Source organism: Kitasatospora sp. CM 4170 (assembly GCF_032110285.1).
Classification (GTDB): Bacteria; Actinomycetota; Actinomycetes; order Streptomycetales; family Streptomycetaceae; genus Kitasatospora; species Kitasatospora aburaviensis.
In genome coordinates this window covers 1,340,621-1,357,358 of sequence record NZ_CP134877.1, presented here as the reverse complement: position 1 = coordinate 1,357,358, position 16,738 = coordinate 1,340,621, and the positions used below count along the sequence as shown (strand labels likewise).

The 16,738-nt window shown below is 73.1% G+C and carries 13 protein-coding genes; 5 read left to right on the top strand and 8 right to left on the bottom strand.

Annotated features, from left to right (window positions below):
* Positions 1-219: 219 nt before the first annotated feature.
* The 4 genes from RMN57_RS05760 to RMN57_RS05745 all read left to right on the top strand — a co-directional run bounded on the left by RMN57_RS05760 (position 220) and on the right by RMN57_RS05745 (position 4,795).
* Positions 220-1,938, top strand: a complete 1,719-nt coding sequence (locus RMN57_RS05760) for a hypothetical protein (protein ID WP_313762282.1) — start codon at positions 220-222, stop codon at positions 1,936-1,938.
* A 51-nt stretch (positions 1,939-1,989) separates the two neighbouring features.
* Entirely contained in the window at positions 1,990-2,682 is a 693-nt protein-coding gene (locus RMN57_RS05755) for a ribonuclease H (RefSeq protein ID WP_313762281.1), read from the top strand.
* Between the two features lie 218 nt (positions 2,683-2,900).
* Complete coding sequence (locus tag RMN57_RS05750; protein ID WP_313767722.1) at positions 2,901-3,800, top strand: Gfo/Idh/MocA family oxidoreductase; 900 nt, start codon at positions 2,901-2,903, stop codon at positions 3,798-3,800.
* A 182-nt stretch (positions 3,801-3,982) separates the two neighbouring features.
* Positions 3,983-4,795 (top strand): hypothetical protein, encoded by an 813-nt coding sequence (locus RMN57_RS05745; protein ID WP_313762280.1) that lies wholly within the window; start codon positions 3,983-3,985, stop codon positions 4,793-4,795.
* A 93-nt stretch (positions 4,796-4,888) separates the two neighbouring features.
* Here the strand turns inward: RMN57_RS05745 and RMN57_RS05740 are convergent, their stop codons facing one another.
* The 6 genes from RMN57_RS05740 to RMN57_RS05715 all read right to left on the bottom strand — a co-directional run bounded on the left by RMN57_RS05740 (position 4,889) and on the right by RMN57_RS05715 (position 12,226).
* Positions 4,889-6,310 (bottom strand): patatin-like phospholipase family protein, encoded by a 1,422-nt coding sequence (locus RMN57_RS05740; RefSeq protein ID WP_313762279.1) that lies wholly within the window; start codon positions 6,308-6,310, stop codon positions 4,889-4,891.
* A 2-nt stretch (positions 6,311-6,312) separates the two neighbouring features.
* The gene (locus RMN57_RS05735; protein WP_313762278.1) at positions 6,313-7,431 is read right to left on the bottom strand and encodes a hypothetical protein; all 1,119 of its coding nucleotides are present in this window, start codon (positions 7,429-7,431) and stop codon (positions 6,313-6,315) included.
* Positions 7,428-10,166 (bottom strand): hypothetical protein, encoded by a 2,739-nt coding sequence (locus RMN57_RS05730; protein WP_313762277.1) that lies wholly within the window; start codon positions 10,164-10,166, stop codon positions 7,428-7,430. Before RMN57_RS05730 ends, RMN57_RS05735 begins: the two co-directional genes overlap by 4 nt.
* A 405-nt stretch (positions 10,167-10,571) precedes the next feature.
* Positions 10,572-10,823 (bottom strand): hypothetical protein, encoded by a 252-nt coding sequence (locus RMN57_RS05725; protein ID WP_313762276.1) that lies wholly within the window; start codon positions 10,821-10,823, stop codon positions 10,572-10,574.
* An 87-nt stretch (positions 10,824-10,910) separates the two neighbouring features.
* Positions 10,911-11,171 carry an amphi-Trp domain-containing protein gene (locus tag RMN57_RS05720; RefSeq protein WP_313762275.1) on the bottom strand — a complete coding sequence of 87 codons (261 nt, stop codon included), beginning with the start codon at positions 11,169-11,171 and terminating at the stop codon, positions 10,911-10,913.
* Positions 11,172-11,302: 131 nt separating this feature from the next.
* The gene (locus RMN57_RS05715) at positions 11,303-12,226 is read right to left on the bottom strand and encodes a LysR family transcriptional regulator (RefSeq protein WP_313762274.1); all 924 of its coding nucleotides are present in this window, start codon (positions 12,224-12,226) and stop codon (positions 11,303-11,305) included.
* 71 nt (positions 12,227-12,297) lie between these two features.
* On the opposite strand from RMN57_RS05715, the gene RMN57_RS05710 reads away from it, so the two are divergent.
* A complete protein-coding gene (locus RMN57_RS05710) occupies positions 12,298-13,299 on the top strand; it encodes an SDR family NAD(P)-dependent oxidoreductase (protein WP_313762273.1) in 1,002 nt (333 codons plus the stop codon).
* Positions 13,300-13,389: 90 nt separating this feature from the next.
* Here the strand turns inward: RMN57_RS05710 and RMN57_RS05705 are convergent, their stop codons facing one another.
* Complete coding sequence (locus RMN57_RS05705) at positions 13,390-14,964, bottom strand: APC family permease (protein WP_313762272.1); 1,575 nt, start codon at positions 14,962-14,964, stop codon at positions 13,390-13,392.
* A gap of 183 nt (positions 14,965-15,147) precedes the next feature.
* Entirely contained in the window at positions 15,148-16,518 is a 1,371-nt protein-coding gene (locus RMN57_RS05700) for a M14 family metallopeptidase (protein ID WP_313762271.1), read from the bottom strand.
* Between the last annotated feature and the right edge of the window lie 220 nt (positions 16,519-16,738).

Below are 16,738 nucleotides of genomic sequence, written 5' to 3'. Positions count from 1 at the left end.
GGCGCGCCGCCGGTCGTCCGACCGGCGTGTCCGGCTCCCGGGCCGACCGGGCCGCTGACACGCTGTGGCCGGTCGGCCGCCGTCGGCCGATCGGGGGCTCGCAGTCCGAGGCCGGCGCCGGGCCCGCGTGGTGGTCCGGCCGGGCCTTGCCGGTCGATCTCGCGCGGCAGGGTCGGCGGGCAGGGCCCAGGAGCTTCGGAGTCCAGCGAGGAGCCGCACATGACGCGCTTGCCCGTCCTCAAGCTGACCGCCGCGGTTGCGGCGCTGCTGGTCGGGCTCTCGGGGTGCAGCAGTTCGGGCCCCGCGAAGGACGGCTCCCGCCCCCGCTCGTCCTCCTCCACGCCCGCCGACGAAACGGCCGCCAACGGCCCGCTGGTCGGTGACCCGGGCCTGATCGCGGACGAGCAGTCGTGCACCCGCGCGGAGGCCAATGCCCCCTGGTACCCCACCATCGCCGCCTTCGAGGTGCACGACTCGAACCGGACCCACCTGTACCCGTGCGCCCACTTCCCGGGCACCCGGTCGAACGACAACCAGGTATTCGCGCACAGCTCCCAGCAGGTCTACGTCACCCCGTACAACATCGTGGACCGCGGCCCCGGCGAGCTGTTCGTCTACGGCGGCGGCTACGGGGACAACCCCGCGGCCTCGGGTTCGTTCGTCTCCAGGGTCGAGCCCGGCACGTTCAACGAGGTCTGGCGCCGGGTGCTGATCAACACCAACGCGACGGGGGAGTGGAACTACCCGGGCGTCCTGAACACCCTCGCCGACGGCAGCCTCGTCGTGATCTACGGCTACCACATCGCCAAGATCGACGCGGCCACCGGCGACGTGATCGCGCAGACCACGCTGCCCACCGGCCAGTCGGCCCCGGGCGACACCTCGTACAACGGCTACGACGCGCTCCCGGACGGCACCATCGTGGCGAAGACGGTGAACCGCCAGCCCGGCTGCACCGAACAGGGCTTCAGCGCCTTCCTGGACTGCCCCGACCCGACCGCCGTGCCGCCCTCGATCATGGTGGCGATCGACCCCGGGACCCTCCAGGTCATCTCGCAGGTAGCCCTGCCCGAGATGATGGGCGGCCGGATCACCACCACCACGTTCAACGACACCAATGCGATCTACCTGCCCGGCTCCTCCAAGCTCTACCGCTACACCTTCGCCAACGGCTCCTTCGCCCAGGACCCGTCCTGGGGACCGGTGCCCTACCTCCGGGACGGCCAGACCGCGGCTTCGGCGCTCGCCGTCATCAACGACTACGTCGTCACGATGACCAACGGCGGGCAGCCGACCCCGACCCCGATGAGCGTCGTGGCGGTCTCCCAGTCGGACTCGACGAGGACCGCCGACATCCAGCCGTTCGCGAACAGCGGCGCCAAGCAGAGCTTCATCCCGTCGATGGTCTCCGTCGACCCGCCCAACAACCGCGTCTACGTCATGGACGCCGGGGCCGGGAAGATGGCCGGCGTCGACCTCTCGGGCGGCAACCTCTCGGTGGCCTGGAGCCAGGACCAGACGACCCTGAGCTTCACCACCCTGATCGGCCCCCAGGACAGCCGGATCCTCATCGGCACCGACATCCCCGTGAAGTTCTTCAAGGGCCTCAAGGACTACTCCACGGAACAGGTCGTCTGGCGCGACGCCCGCAGCGGCGCGGAGCTCGCCCGCTCCAGCCAGTTCCCGAAGATGACCCAGGGCATCCTCGTCACCCCGGGGTACGCCGGGCTGCAGTACTTCCTCAGCGCGAACGGGAACGTCATCGGCCTCCAGGTGGCCCCGAAGCCGGCCTCCCCGTCCGCGACGCCCGCCTCCCCGTCCTCCTCGCGCGCCTCCTCGCCCGCGTCCCCCGCCTCTTCTCCCACGACCACCTCCCCTCCCGCGTCCACCGCGGCTCCCACGATCACCGCGGCTCCCACGATCACCGCCTCGCCGTGAGCCCGCCGAGGGCTTTGGCCTGCGGCTCCCGTTCCCTGGCATGATCGGTGCATGGTCGAACGAGTCATTGCAGCGTGTGACGGAGCAGCCAAGGGCAACCCCGGGCCGGCCGCCTGGGCCTACGTGGTCGCGGACAGCGCAGGGGTGCCGCAGCGCTGGGAGTCCGGAGCGCTCGGGCGCAGCACCAACAACATCGGTGAGCTGACGGCGCTGCAGCGGCTGCTGACCGCGACGGACCCGGCCGCGCCGCTGGAGGTCCGGCTCGACAGCACGTACACCCGCGACGCCGTGACGAAGTGGCTGGTCGGCTGGAAGCGCAACGGCTGGAAGACCGCCGCCGGCAAGCCGGTGGCCAACCAGGAGCTGATCCAGAGCATCGACGCGCTCCTGGAGGGCCGGGACGTCACCTTCGTCTACGTCGCCGCGCACCAGGTCGACGGCGACCCGCTGAACGCCATCGCGGACAAGGCCGCCAGCGACGCCGCCCGCACCCAGGAGAGCGCCGCCGGGACCGCCGCCGACCTCCCCGTGCCCGACCCGGTGTCGGCCCCCGCGGCCCGGCCCGCCCGCGCGGCGTCCTCCGCCGCGGCGGCGAGGAAGAAGGCCGGCTCCGGCGGCTCCCGCACCCTCGCCGCCCGCTACCCCGGCACCTGCCCGTGCAGCCGCCCCTACGCCAAGGGCGACAAGATCACCAAGGTCGGCGCCACCTGGGGCCACCCCGAGTGCGCCCCCGCCCACGCCTGACGCCACCCCCGCCCGACCGCGGCCCCGCCCGACCGCAGCCCCGCCGCCCCGGGCCGGCAGCCGGCCCGCGGACGCGCGCCCGGCTGTCGTCGGGCGCCCGGACAGCGGGATCCCGGGCGGCTCCCGGGTGGGAGGGCGGCGCATAGGGTTGGGGGTGGCTGACGATCGTTCGCGAGGCTGGAGATGTCATGAGTGAGAACGCTGCGCCCGACGCCGTACTGCCGGTCGGGGTGATCGGGCTCGGTGACATCGCGCAGAAGGCGTACCTGCCGGTCGTCGCCGCGCTGCCGGGGCTGGACCTGCGGTTGATGACGCGGGACCGGGTGAAGCTCGACCGGATCGGGGACGCCTACCGGATCGGGGCGGGCGGGCGGTTCACCGATCTCGGGGAGCTGATCGGCAGCGGGATCCGGGCGGCGTTCGTGCACGCGGCGACCGAGCAGCACGTGCCGATCGTCGAGCGGCTGCTGACGGCCGGCGTCGACGTTTACGTCGACAAGCCGCTGGACTACACGATCGACGGGGCCCGCCGGCTGGTCGACCTCGCCGATCGCACCGGGCGTTCGCTGATGGTGGGGTTCAACCGGCGTCACTCGCCCGGGTACCTGCTCGCCAAGGAGCGGCCGCGCGATCTGATCGTGCTGCAGAAGAACCGCGAGGGCCTGCCGGAGGCGGCCCGGAGCCTGGTCTTCGACGACTTCATCCACGTGGTGGACACGCTGCGCTTCCTCGTGCCCGGGGAGATCGAGCAGGTGGACGTGCGCTCCCGGGTGCGTGACGGCCTGGTGGAGCACCTGGTGCTGACGCTGGGCGGGGAGGGCTTCACGGCGCTGGGGATCATGAACCGGGTCTCCGGATCGACGGAGGAGGTCCTGGAGGTCTCCGGCGGCGACTCCAAGCGCGAGGTGCACAACCTCGCCGAGGTGATCGACCACCGCGGCCAGCCGACGGTCCGGCGGCGCGGCGACTGGGTCTCGGTGGCGCGGCAGCGCGGGATCGAGCAGGTCGTGCTCGCGTTCCTGGACGCGGTGCGCGGGGGCAAGGTGCTCGACGCCCGTGACGCCCTGCGGACGCACGAGCTGTGCGAACTGATCGTGGAGCACATCGAGGTGGGCTGAGCCGGCGCGGTGAGTCGGTGAGTCGGTGAGCGGCGAGGAGGCGGGCCGCCGGGGGCTGTAGTGCAGCCCCCGGCGGCCCGCCTCTTCCGCGTCGTCGGGCACCCCCGCAGGCGCGGCAGCGGCGGCGCATTTTCTGTTATGCCAATTGACACAACATCAAATCCCCGCCTACTGTCCTGCCCATGGAAGAGACCAGAGGACGCGGTCGCCCCCGGAAGGACCCGGAGCGGCTCGCGCGATGGACGCCCCCCGAGGGCTGGTCCCGGCTGGTCGCCTGGATCTCGCCCGAGGAGAAGAAGGCGCTGAAGCGGGTCGCCGTCGATGCCGAAGTCTCGGTGGCGGACCTGGTCCGGGCGCTGGCGGGCGGTTTGGCGGCCGGTGCCATCACGCACGAGGAACTGATAGGTCACGTCAGGAAGGGCCTGCAAGTCATGGAGAAGATCCCCACCCTGTTCGAGCGGGACGGCGACTTCCGGGTCGTCGACCGGCCGCGCCCCGAGTGCGCATGGGTGTTCGACGGAGAGGGAGCCCCGACCGAGAAGCTGGACGGGACCAACGTCCGCCTCACCGTCCGGGGCGGTCACCTCGTGCGAGTGGAGAAGCGGCGCAACCCGACCAAGCTGCAGAAGAAGCAGGGGATCACCGACGGCTGGTACGTCGACACCGCCGAGGGCGCCGCCGAGGACAAGTGGATCCTGGCCGCCGCCCGCAACACCGACGTCACCGCCTGGCCGGACGGCGAGCACTCCTGCGAGGCGCTCGGCCCGCGCATCCAGGGCAACCCGCTGGAGCTGGACGACCACCGGTGCGTGCCGTTCAACATGGAGGTGCCGGTCTACCAGGACGTGCCGCGCAGCTACACCGGCCTGCGCGACTTCCTCACCGGGCTGGACAGCCGGTTCGCCCCGGGCACGCTGGCCGAGGGGATCGTCTTCCACCACCCGGACGGGCGCCGCGCCAAGATCAAGCGCAAGGACTTCCCCCGGTCCGCCTGAGCACGGGCGGCGCCGGTTCGGACGCAGGGGGGCGGGGACTCCGGGCCCCGCCCGTCCGGGCCCAGAGGCCCCCGCGCGCCCCCGGCCGGCGCGTCAGCTTCCGGACCGGGAGCCGGCGGCGAGGTCGAGGAAGTACTGGCGCTTCGGGAGGGCGGCCGGCAGCGGGTAGCCGAGCAGGACGTGCAGGTTGCACGCGGCGAGGGTGTAGGCGTGCAGGAGCAGGTCCGCGGTGGTGTCGGGGCCGAGCTTGCGCAGCACGGTCTTTGTGGTGCGGCTCCGCTCCGTCCGCTCCCTCCAGACCGCGCGCTGCTCCTCGTCGCGGCCGAGCAGGTCGAGCACCTCGTCGGCCCGGGCGGCCCGGGCGGCGAGCTCCGGCCCGACCCCGGCGCCGCCCGCCGCGTTCGCCGCGTTCGCGTACGCGTCGGCCACCCGGTACGGGGACTGCGCGATGTGGACCAGTGCGCCGACCGGGCCGCCCTCCTGCACCGCACGGTCGGACCACTGCACCAACGTGCTGCGCCGCTGATTGGTGCTGACGTCGTACATCACGCTCTTGATGCGGATCAGCGCGAGCAGTTCACCGACCACGGGGATGCGGGAGGCGCGGAACGGTTCCCAGGTCATCCCGGCCGAGGCGTTGACCACCAGGATCTCGTCGACCCCGTAGTCGGCGGGTGGGTGGACGGGCCGCCGGGCCCGCTCGTCCAGGCCCACCAGCCACTGGTCGGCCATGTTGTCGTACACCCCGCCGTCCGTGAGCACCATGTCGGAGGCCGTGGGCGTGCCTGCGACAGGATCCGCCCCGGGCGTGAAGTGGTGGCGGTCCGCGGGGAGTCGCCGGACGGCGAACGCGCCCGGCAGGCAGGCCGAGGCCTGGACCGCCGTGGAGAGCGGGAGGTCACCCGGCTCGCCCGCACCGAAGCGGTAGCCGTAGACGAACGCGGGGGAGAAGTAGAAGTGGTCCCCGCTCTGCAGCTCGGTCGTGCAGAAGACGTGGTCGACGGAGCGCCGCACGGCGGCGAGGCCGGTGGCGGCGCCGTCGCGGTGGAAGAACTCGCGTGCCAGCGCCTTGTCCACGACGACGCTGCGCCGCTCGAAGTACAGCAGCGCACCCGCCAGGAGCAGCAGCCCCGCGCCGAGGAGGACGCCGGAGACGAGGCGGAGGCCGTCGACCGCGGTGGCGACCACCCCGGCCAGCAGGGTCAGGAGAGCGAGGCCGGCGAGGGCGAAGAGCGAGCGTACGTACCGGTTGGTGGACGGCCCCCAGAAGAACAGGCCGGTCCGGGCGCAGTGCCGGATCAGCGGGCGGACGCGTTCGGCGAAGTCCGCGCCGGGGTCCTGCCGGTAGTCGGTCTCATGGGCGACCACGCCGTTGGCGACCGAGCCGCCGGACACCGAGGAGATCGCCACGACGTCCTTGTGCCGACCGGTGTCGGCGAGGTAGAGCAGGGCGCCGATGCCCCACATGGTGGCGCGGTATCCGCCACCGGAGATAGCCACACCGATGCGGGCCATGGTCAGACCTCCACGGTCGTGCCCGCCGCCGCCGTTTCCGGGTAGACCGCGGTGTAGCGGCGCTCGCGCTGTTGCGCGGCGTCGGCCCACGGCTCCGTCGTGCGGCTGCGGTAGTTGAAGACGAGCTCGGCCTGCGCGGCGTCGGCGTCGCGGCCCTCGGCGTCGGGCCGGGCCGCAGCGGCGAGCATGCGGTCGATCGCCGCCGCGTCGGGGTGGTTGAACTTGTCCCCGTTGGTCGAGACGAGGAAGCGGCGGGTGTCGAGCCGGGTGAGCAGGTCGTCCGTGACGTTGGCGGCACTGCCGTGGTGCGGGACCTTGAGGGCGTCGACCGCGAGCCTGGTCCCGCCGAGCTGCTTCAGCAGCCGGTCCACGCCGCGAGCGAGGACCTTCCCGTGACCGTCGCCGGTGAGCAGCAGCCGGTGTCCGTCGTGCTCCAGCAGGAAGGCGATGCTGGAGCCGTTCGGCACGGACGCGTCGAGCCGTTCGCCGCCGAGGAGGTCGGCGGCGAGGCCGCTCAGACCCTTCCGGTGGGCCAGGCGGTCGAGCGCCTCGTCGGGCTTGCCGGGGGTCACGCCGAGGTTCCTCAGCACCCGGTCCCATTCCTTCAGCAGCTTGTTCAGCTCGGGCCGCCCGGGACCTACCAGGGTCGCCCGGGCGCCGCCGGGCAGGTCGACGGCCGGCAGCGCGCCCTGGGCGCGGAGACAGACGGCGTGCGGCGCCTTCCCGGGGGCGGGCCGCCCGAAGGCGGCGTTCCAGGACAGCTGCTGGCTGCCGATCAGTGCCTGGAGCATCTCGCCCTGGTCGGCGCCGAGCAGCCCGGCAGGCTCGGAGATCTGCGGCCAGCCGTTGAACCACACGTCGTCGATCGTGAGCTTCAGCGCGACGTGGTCCTGCAGGAGGCGGATGACCCCCTCGATGTGGTCGGCGTCCACGTGGGTGGCCACCAGGACGTCCAGGTGGCGGCTGCGCGGCGGCAGCTTCTTCACCCGTTCGAAGACGGCCTCGTAGGTGGGGCTCGGGCCGGCGTCGACCAGCATGCGGTGGACGTTCGATCCCTTGCCGGGCCATTCGATCCACAGCGCGTCGCCGTGCGCTGCGGGCAGCATCTCCACAGTGATCACGATTCGCCTCCCTGTCGGCTGCCGACCAGCCAGCGGGCGTCGCCGAAGGCCACGACGGCCATCGCGAGCGTGTAGCCCAGGGTCAGCAGCCGCCGCCGGATGTCGCGGACCAGCTCGCCGATGCTCCTGTTCTCGTTGGTGTTCTCGGCTAGCATCACGGCGGCGATGCCCGCCATCACCGCTGCCTGCGGGCCGAGCGTCGGTACGAGCGTCCCGACCACGACCGGGGCGCTCTTCTCCAGGAACCTCGCCGCCACGTTCTGCCAGCTGATGTCCTCCTGGGCGGTGTTGCAGCCCAGCAGCATCACGATGGGGCCGGTCCCACGGTCGTGCAGCTCGGACACGATGTCCCGGCGGTCGATCTGGAGCGACGGCAGCCTGCTCGGGCGGCTCTTCTTGCCGATCTCCAGGACCGGGGTGAGTCCTTCGTCGCGTGCGTTGTGGGCGACGGCCAACAGCAAGGCCGGGCCTTCCGCCCTGACGACCTTCCGCCACTCCTGCCAGCTGTTCGCGGTGTACACGCCGTCGTTGCCCAGCGAGCCCCGCAGGGTGCCGACCGCGTCGTCCCGGTCGGCCCCCCGGACGACCTGGCTGGCCGCGAAGAGCACGCTGTTCACCGGGCGCAGGGCGCTGGCGGCGTCCGGCGGGGCCGCTTCGACCACGGTGTGATCGAGCCGGGCACGTTCCACCCGGCGCTCGATCACCATGCGGACGCCCCAGAAGCCGAGCGGGCAGACCGTCCTGCGGCCGTTGACGGTGGGGCGGCGGGAGGGGCGGCAGGAGCAGGTCCCGGTTTCGAGGGCACGCTGCCACCCGGAGCAGAGCCGGGCGGTGTCGGAGGGGTAGCCGTAGTCGTAGACGAACTCCAGCGGCCAGAGCTCGGCTGCTTCGGCCGACACCACCTGGAGCGACGCGGCCTTCCTCAGACCAGCGTGCCCCAGCTGCTCCAGCCGGTCGAAGAGGAAGCTGCCCTGCTGGGCGAGGCCGCGCAGCAGCCTGTCCGGTGCGGCGGGGCCGGGCCCGTCGGCGGCGAGCTCGGCGACGGCGTCCGCATTCACCGCCGCGCGGAGGTTGTCCCGGATCCTGGCGCGGAGCTCGTCGAGGTCCTTGATCCGCACCGAGGCTTCGCTGCCTCCGGTCACGATCACGGCCGTCTCGTCGTCGACGATCCGGATCACCGCCGCCGATCCGCCGTCGTCCGGACTCGGCGGCGCGGCGAGGGAACTGAACGCCTCGCCGTTGATCGCGATCTCCCGTCTTCCCACGGCCCTGTCGGACGCCCCGACCGGACCGCTGATCTCCAGCCGCTGCAGCTGGCGGTTCTGGTGGAAGACCCGGGCGGTGCAGCGAATCTCCCGCTCCTGCGGTCCGACCTCGACGGTGAAGACGGCCTCACTGGAGGCGCCCCGCCGGGGCAGTGTGACGTTCATGGGCTCGTGGAGGGCGGCCTGTTCCCGCTCCTCGGTGAAGACGACCGTGAGGCGCACCTCCCCGTCCTGGAACTCCAGGCTCTGCTCGGGGAAGCCGGTCGCCAGCCCGTGCCACTCGGCGCTGTGCGGCCCCACCCGGATGTGGACGTCGTTCGCGGCACCGGCGCGGAAGGCGTGCAGGCGCCGCTCGCCGGTCTCCTGGTCGCTGACGAGCGCCTGGAGGTAGCGGGCGTTGGCCCGGCCGGGCGCCACCCCGGCGCGGTGGACCGCGCGGAAGGCGTCGGCCACGGCCGAGCCGAGTACCGTCCCGTCGACCTCGCCGCCGACATCCACGACGACCCCGTGCGTGAAGTCGGAGACCATGGCCTGTCGGTCGGGGAGGTTCAGTCGGCGCATCACCTCGTCCCCGAAGTCGATGGTCACCGGCGCCGTCCCTCCGGCCGCGAGGGCACGGGCTGCGGAGTCCGCGTCCCGCACGGCGTCGGCCACGACACGGTGCTCGGCGACTCGGGGGTGGGCCACCGTCAGCCAGGAGCCCGCACGGCCCGCCGCCTCGTCCAGCGCCTGGTTCTCGGAGAGGTTGCGGACGAACCGGTCGAGCCAGTCGACGGCGTTGGTCGCCGAGAGGTTGGCGACGACCCAGCCGGAGGCGCCCAGGTTGCGCGCGGCTGCGTCGAGCCGGGCCAGTTCGTGCTGGTCGGGGGGCTGCCGGCCGCACCAGGCCAGGCAGGCCGCACTGAGGCCACCGCCGGTGGTCAGCGCGTCGAGCTCGGCGGCGCTGGAGACGGCCAGGACGTCGCAGTCCCCGTCCTGCTCGCCGAGGGTGTACGCGTCGACGAGCGGGGCGATCCCCTCGTCATGGTCCAGCACGTCGAAGAGGTCCTCGGCGGCCTCGGTGGTGACGGCGCCGACCCGGAGCGGCCACGACCAGCGGGGCTCCGGCGTCAAGGTGTCGTCCACGACGAAGACCGCGCCGACCCCGGGACTCGCCTGGCCTAACCGCGTCATCAGCGCGTGCCGGCTCCTGCGCGGCACGTCGTACAGCGCGAGCCGCACCGGGCCGGTCACGCCGCTCGTGGATTCGGTCCAGGAGCGGATCAGATCCACCTGCAGGTCGACGTCGCCCACCAGCCGTGCGGGGAGGTCGGGGGACCAGCGCCACTGCCACGGCTGTCCCGGATCCGGCAGGTCGAGCGTGACGCGGTCACTCGCCGATCCGGTTCCGGCCTGGTCCCGCCAGTTCACCACACCCGCGACGGCCAGGGCCTCGGGGGCGATGGAGAGGATGTCGCTCAGCTTGACCATGGGAGACCTCGCCAATGGCTCCGAAGGGAGCCCGGCCACCGCTCAGGTCGGTCTCCCGACACTTCCACTCTGCCACGGATCGGGCGCGGTGGGGCGGCCGGATCCGGGGCCGGAGGGGGTGTGACGAGGCGTCGGACCAGCGCGGACTGCAGCACGGTAGCGTTACGTTGAGGTGTCATGTACGCTGCGTGTCGCTGGTTGAACAGAAGGCGGGCCTGGTCGCCACTCCGTGGGGGGAGTCACGTCCAGGCCCGGTCGCCGGCCAGGGCCCGGTTGCGCTCGTGGGGGAGCTTCAGCCGGGCCCATCGGTGGGCTAACGAGGTCATGCCCATCCTGACGGTGTTTCAGTCATGACAACTTCCACGACGTTGTCGGGCCGCGGCCGGGGACGACCCCCGGGGCGCCCTACCAGAAGTCCGCGTCCCCGTCCGTACCCGCGTCCGGGTCCTCGTTCAGCGCCGGCTGCGGGGCGAGCGCCGCCGAGCCCCCGTAGAGGTCGTCGTCCGCGCCGTAGAGACCGCCGTCCGCGCTGCGGGTCGCTTCGGTGCGGGCCCGGTGGCCCTCGCCCTCCGACCGCCCCGCGAAGAGGTCGTCGGGGGCCGCTTCCTCCATCTCGGACAGGGGTTCCAGCCTGTCCTGCTGCTCGTCACCGGTCATCTGCGCTCCTTCGTCGATGCCCCGGACCGCCTCCCGCACCCCGGGCCGCGGCACTCCGGCCGGGGAGCGGACGAGCGCGCCGCCGGATCAGCCTCTGTGGCCGCCGGAGGCCGCCGCGCTCTGCGCGGTGGGCCACTTGAACTCGATCTCCAGCTCGATCTCCCCCTCACCGACCTCGACCTCGATCTCGGTCTTCAGTTCCTCGGGAACCCGCAGGGTCATCGTCCCGGGGCCGAGATCGAGCTCGGCGTTGCCGCCGTGCCGCAGCGCCGCCGCGAGTGCTTCCAGTTGATCGGCGGCTTCGAGGCGGGACAGCGAACGCTTCTGCTCGAACTTGAGGTCCTTCACGGCACGCTCCAATCCACGGGGAACTCTCCTCGCCCTTCCAGCCTGCGCGCCCCCGGCGGCATCTGCACCTCGTCGACCCCGTCCGGCCGACCCGCCGGGGCCCGGCCGCGCCGCGCCCCGACCGCAGCCCCTCACGGGGCCGTGTCCAGCTCGATCGCCGCGGTGCGGAGGGCGCGGGCGACCCGCGCGACGGGCTCGGTCAGCGGGCCCGGGGCGCGGGCGAGCAGCACGCGGCGCAGCTCCTGCGGGCCGCCGCGCACCGGGAGGATCCGCACGCCCTCGGGCGCGGCGGGGGCGAGCGCGCCCGGGACGGTGGTGATCCCGAGGCCGGCCGCGACCAGGTGCAGCTTGGCCAGCCAGTCGCGCGCGGTGTGGGCGATCTCGGGCCGCTCGTCCAGGCCGGGCCAGACGCCCATCAGCTGGTCCTCGCCGGCGCTCGGCGCGGTGATCCAGCGCTGGCCGCGCAGGTCGGCCACGTCGACGAAGTCCCGGTGGGCGAGCGGATGGCCGGCGGGGACGGCCAGGCGCAGGCTGCGCTCGGTGAGCGTGCGCACGGCGAGCGCGGGCGTCTCCGCGTCCAGGGGTCGGAACGGCGGTGCGGAGGCAAGTAGCGCGAGGTCGACGCGGCCGGCCCGCAGCGCACGCACCAGGGCCGGGGTGGTGCCCTCGCGGGTGACGACCGTGATCGCCGGGTCGGTGCGGCGCAGGGCGGTCAGGGCGCGGGGCAGCAGGACGGCTCCGGCGCTGGGGAACCACCCCAGGTGGACGGTACCGGCCCGGGCGGGCAGGCCGGAGAGCTCACGGGCGGCGGCGTCGATCTCGTCCAGGACGACGGCCGCCCGGCGCAGCACGATCCGGCCGGCCGGGGTCAGCCGCACGCCGCCGCGCCGCCGCTCCAGGAGCGGGGCGCCGGCCAGCCGCTCGATCGAGGCGATCTGCCGGGAGACCGCGGACTGGGTGTACCCCAGCTCGGCGGCCGCGGCGGTGAACGTGCCCTGCTCGGCGACGGCCCGCAGGACGCGCAGGGCGGTCAGTGACACCTCGGTGAAGTCCATGACGTCTACGCATACCACCTGTGCCCGACTTTCGTTGGACTCATGCAACGGCGGTTCCTAGCGTGGAGGGCATGACGAACACCGCGAGCACGAGCACCGCAGGCATCGAAAGCACCGCGCCCACCGCGCCCACCGCGACCACCGCGCCCACCGCGCCCACCGCGACCGCCGCGACCGGCGAGAGCGCGCGCCCTGCCCGGATCGCCCTCGTCACCGGGGCGAACCAGGGCCTGGGCCGTGCCCTGGTCGAGGGCCTGGCCGCGCGGATGGCGCCCCAGGACCTCGTCCTGCTGACCGGCCGTCACGCGGGGCGGGTCGCCGACGCCGCCCGCGAGGTGGCCGGGGCCCCCGCCACCCGCGCCCGGGTCGAGGGGCGCGTCCTCGACGTCGCCGACGCCGACGCCGTGGCTGCCCTCGCGGCCGAGCTGGCCGAACGCCACGGCGGCGTGGACGTCGTCGTCTCCAACGCGATCGCCCCGCTGCTGCCCGACCGCTCCCAGGCCGAGCAGGCCGACGGGTTCATCGACGTCGCCAACGGCGGCACCCACGCCGTGATCCGCTCCTTCGGCCCGGTGCTGCGCCCCGGCGGCCGGCTGCTCGTCGTCGCCAGCGGGCTGGGCACGCTGGGGTTCCTGCCGCCGCGGCTCCAGCCGCTGTTCGACGGGGCGAGCCTGGAGCAGGTCGAGTACGCCGTGGAGTCCTGGCGCAGCGCCGTCCACGCGCGGACGGCCCAGGAGGCGGGCTGGCCGCTCTGGATCAACATCCCGTCCAAGGTGGCCCAGGTCGCCGCGGTGCGGGCGGCGGCGGACCTGCGGCGCGAGCGCGACCTCGCCGAGGGGACGCTGGTCGCCGCGGTCTGCCCGGGCATGGTGGACACCCGTGCGTCCCGGCCCTGGTTCACCGACTACAGCGGGGCGCAGACCCCGGCGGAGGCGGCCGCCGCCGTCCTCGACCTGATCCTCGCCGACGGCGTGGACCCGGCGTACTACGGCGAGCTGGTCCAGTTCGGCAAGGTGCTGCCGTGGACCGGCGGAGCGCCGCTCACGGAGCAGGACGCCCTGCTCACCCCGTGACCGGGCAGCGGCCCGGCCGGCCCGGGGGCGCCCACGTCCCTGGGCCGGCCGGATTCCGCACGGGGCCCACCGGCCCCCGCGGGCCGCCCGCTACGGCGCGTCGGCCGGATCGGCGACGCTGACGGGCACGTCCGGGTGCCGGAACCAGGAGCCCTGCACCGCCCACTGGACGAACATCAGCACCACGCCGAGGGCGAGGGCGCCGATGCCGATCACGGTGACGCCACCGGTCTCGCCGAAGATCGGCAGGTCGATCGAGGTGGAGCCGTAGTCGGGGTCGGCGTAGACGTCGAAGGCGCCGTAGCAGAAGAAGTACAGCAGCATCAGTCCGCCGGCCAGCGGCGCGAGGCCCTTGAGCAGGAAGTCGCGGACGCTGCGGGTGAGGACCTTGCGGTAGTACCAGACGCAGGCGAAGCCGGTGAGGCCGTAGTAGAAGGCGATGGCCAGGCCCACCGAGGCGATCGAGTCGGCCAGCACGTTGCCGCTGATCGCGGTGAGCAGCACGTAGAAGGCGATCGAGGCGACGCCCATGCCGATGGTCGACCAGGTCGGGGTGAGGTGCCGCGGGTGGACCCGCGCGAACTCGGTGGGGATGGCCTTGTGCGCGGCCATCGAGAAGGTGGTCCGGGCGGTCGGCAGGATGGTGGTCTGGGTGGAGGCCGCGGAGGACGTCAGCACCATGAAGATCAGCAGCTTGGTCAGGAACCAGCCGAAGCCGGTACTGCCGAAGACGGCGCCGCCCAGTGAGGACAGCACGTCCCCCGAGTTCTCCTCGTTGCCGAGCCCGATCCCCTCGGTGCCGATGCCCGCAAAGGCCTGGGCCGAGGTGGACACCAGCGCGTAGATGAGCAGCAGCAGAACGGTCGAGATGACGGCGGCGCGGCCGGGGGTCCGGGCGGCGTCGGCGGTCTCCTCGTTGACCGAGACCGCGGTGTCCCAGCCCCAGTAGATGAAGACGGCGGCGAGGATGCCGGCGGTGAAGGCGGTGGACGAGGCGACCTCGAAGGGGTTGAACCACGAGGCGTCGACCTCGATCGCGGTGGGCGGCGGGTGCTCGCCGTAGACCTTGACCAGCGCCGTCACCGACAGCAGCACCAGCATCACGACCTCGATGGTGAGCAGCCAGCGCTGCAGGGCCGCGGAGATCTCGATGCCGATGTAGCAGATGCCGGTCATCACGATGATCCAGACCACCCCGGCCACGGTGGTCCAGGCCGTGCTCTCGGCGAGGCCGTCGAAGCCGAACAACCGGAAGCCGTACACGCCGGCGATCTGTGCCAGGTTGGCCATCACGATGATGTCGGCCGCCACGATGCCCCAGCCGCCCAACCACCCGGTGCGCGGCCCGAAGGCGCGGGCGCCCCACGTGAACGTGGTGCCGCAGTCCGGGTCGGAGGCGTTGAGCTCCTTGTAGGCGAAGGCGATCAGCAGCATCGGGATGAAGGCCAGGATGGTGATGATCGGCGCCTGCAGTCCGACGCCGACCACGATGATGCCGAGCGTGGCGGCGAGGCTGTACGCGGGCGCCGTCGAGGCGAGGCCGATCGCGACCGATGAGACCAGGCCGAGGGCGCCGGTCTTCAGTCCCTTCTCGCCCGCGCGGGAGCTGACCACGGCCGGTGCGGCCGGCGGGGGCGAAGGGCGTTCTCCGGGGGGACCGTTCACAGTTCCCACCTCCCGATCCTGTGCGCGTCCGGGGCGCGGAGGCAGCAGCGGGGGGGCCGGACCACCTCAGCGTACGACGGGTGTCCGGCCCCTTCCTGCGGGGTCGTCCGACCGGGTGGGGGCGGCCGCCGGGTGCGGGCGGCGGCACCGCCCGCACCCGGTCCGCGCGCCCCCGTCAGCCGGTCAGCTCGCGATGCCGCAGTACTGCTGCTGCTTGCCGATCGCGCGGTACATGCAGTCGGCCGTCTCCACCAGGCGCAGCACGGCCTCGCGGTTGCGGCCGGTCTCGCGCCCGATCACCTCGTCCGGCGGGTAGAAGCCGCTGCTCCCGTTCGGCCCGGGGTACATCTCGAAGGTGTAGGCGAAGATCCGGTGCGCGCCCCACAGCCAGTCGTCGATCGAGCCGTCCGTGATGTAGAGGTCGCTGGACTGCTCCGGGGTGTAGCCGTTGGTGCCGGCCATGGTCCGGCCGAAGGCGGCGAAGGTGTTGGCCTCGTCGGCGGTCATCCCGGTGGCCGTGTCCGCGGTGGTCCAGCCGAACGGCCAGAGCACCAGCTCGCTGTAGGTGTGGAAGTCGATGGCCGCGGTGATCTGCTGCTTGCCGCCGACCACCCGGCTGCGGACGAAGTCGGCGACCACCTTGGTCTCCCGGGCGGACTCGGGGGCGGCCCCCCGGTACGTCTCGCTGGAGGTGGAGCCGGAGGAGCCGCCGCAGCAGCCCCACCGGTAGTCCCAGTTGCGGTTCAGGTCGGTGCCGATGTTGCGGCTGCCGCTGTTGGGCTGGCGGTCCTTGCGCCAGCTGCGGTAGCGGCCGGTGGCGATGTCGTACTCGCCGCCGTCCGGGTTGAGGTCGGGGACCACCCAGATCTCCCGGCTGTTGACGGCGTTCGCGATCCGGCCGTCGGTGGCGTACTTGTCCCCGAACTCGTGCAGCAGGTAGAGCGCCATCTCGACGGTGAGGTGCTCGCGGGCGTGCTGGTGGGCGGTGAAGAGCACCTCCGGCTCGTTCTCGTCCGTGCCGACGTTGTCGCTGATCTTGACGGCGACGATCGGGCGGCCCTCGTACGAGGTGCCGATGACCCGCTTGCTCATGATGTCGGGGTGCGCCGCCACGACGGCGTCGATGTCGGCGGCGGCCTCCGCGTAGTTGTGGTAGCCGGAGTCGGCCGACGGGAAGTCGTTGATCGCCGCGCCGACGGACTTCGCGGCCGGGTCCTCGGCGAGCGGCGGGGCGGGCAGCGGGGTGGGGGACCAGCCGAGCGCACGCAGCCGGGCGACCTCGGCGGGAGCGGCGGTGACCACCACCGAGTCGGCCCGGACGGCGTCGACGGAGGCGCCGGTCGCGGCGACGGCGGTGCGTTCGGCGACGGTGCGGGGGCCGTCGACGACGTACTGCCGGGCGGTGTCCTCCTGGGCGGCTCGGGCGGAGGCCGTGGTGGCCGCGTCGGCGGTGGCCGGGCGCGCGGTGGCCTGGGTGGTGAGCGGAGAGGCGAGGGCGAGGGCCAGCAGGACGGCGGTGGCCGCGGCGGGCTTCCCTCGGCGGGGCAGTCGCATGACTGTCCTCCTGTGGGGGGTCCGTAGGGACGGAACTGGGAGGAAGTGCGGCGCGCCAGCATGATGGTCCGCCAGTGTCATGCGTTCGTCAATGGCCTTGGCGCGGACAGGACTTCACCGCGGGAGTGCCGCCGCCCGGTGCGGGCGTGCGGGCGGTGCAATTCGCGGGCGTGCGGGCGGTGCATCCGCGGGCGGGCGCGCCGACGCCACGGCGCCGACG

What these genes read in the sequence shown, in the direction of transcription:
- RMN57_RS05760 (WP_313762282.1), top strand. Translation starts at nt 220, where the DNA reads ATGACGCGCTTGCCCGTCCTCAAGCTGACCGCCGCGGTTGCGGCGCTG.
- RMN57_RS05755 (WP_313762281.1), top strand. Translation starts at nt 1,990, where the DNA reads ATGGTCGAACGAGTCATTGCAGCGTGTGACGGAGCAGCCAAGGGCAAC.
- RMN57_RS05745 (WP_313762280.1), top strand. Translation starts at nt 3,983, where the DNA reads ATGGAAGAGACCAGAGGACGCGGTCGCCCCCGGAAGGACCCGGAGCGG.
- RMN57_RS05740 (WP_313762279.1), bottom strand. Translation starts at nt 6,310, where the DNA reads ATGGCCCGCATCGGTGTGGCTATCTCCGGTGGCGGATACCGCGCCACC.
- RMN57_RS05730 (WP_313762277.1), bottom strand. Translation starts at nt 10,166, where the DNA reads ATGGTCAAGCTGAGCGACATCCTCTCCATCGCCCCCGAGGCCCTGGCC.
- RMN57_RS05725 (WP_313762276.1), bottom strand. Translation starts at nt 10,823, where the DNA reads ATGACCGGTGACGAGCAGCAGGACAGGCTGGAACCCCTGTCCGAGATG.
- RMN57_RS05715 (WP_313762274.1), bottom strand. Translation starts at nt 12,226, where the DNA reads ATGGACTTCACCGAGGTGTCACTGACCGCCCTGCGCGTCCTGCGGGCC.
- RMN57_RS05710 (WP_313762273.1), top strand. Translation starts at nt 12,298, where the DNA reads ATGACGAACACCGCGAGCACGAGCACCGCAGGCATCGAAAGCACCGCG.
- RMN57_RS05700 (WP_313762271.1), bottom strand. Translation starts at nt 16,518, where the DNA reads ATGCGACTGCCCCGCCGAGGGAAGCCCGCCGCGGCCACCGCCGTCCTG.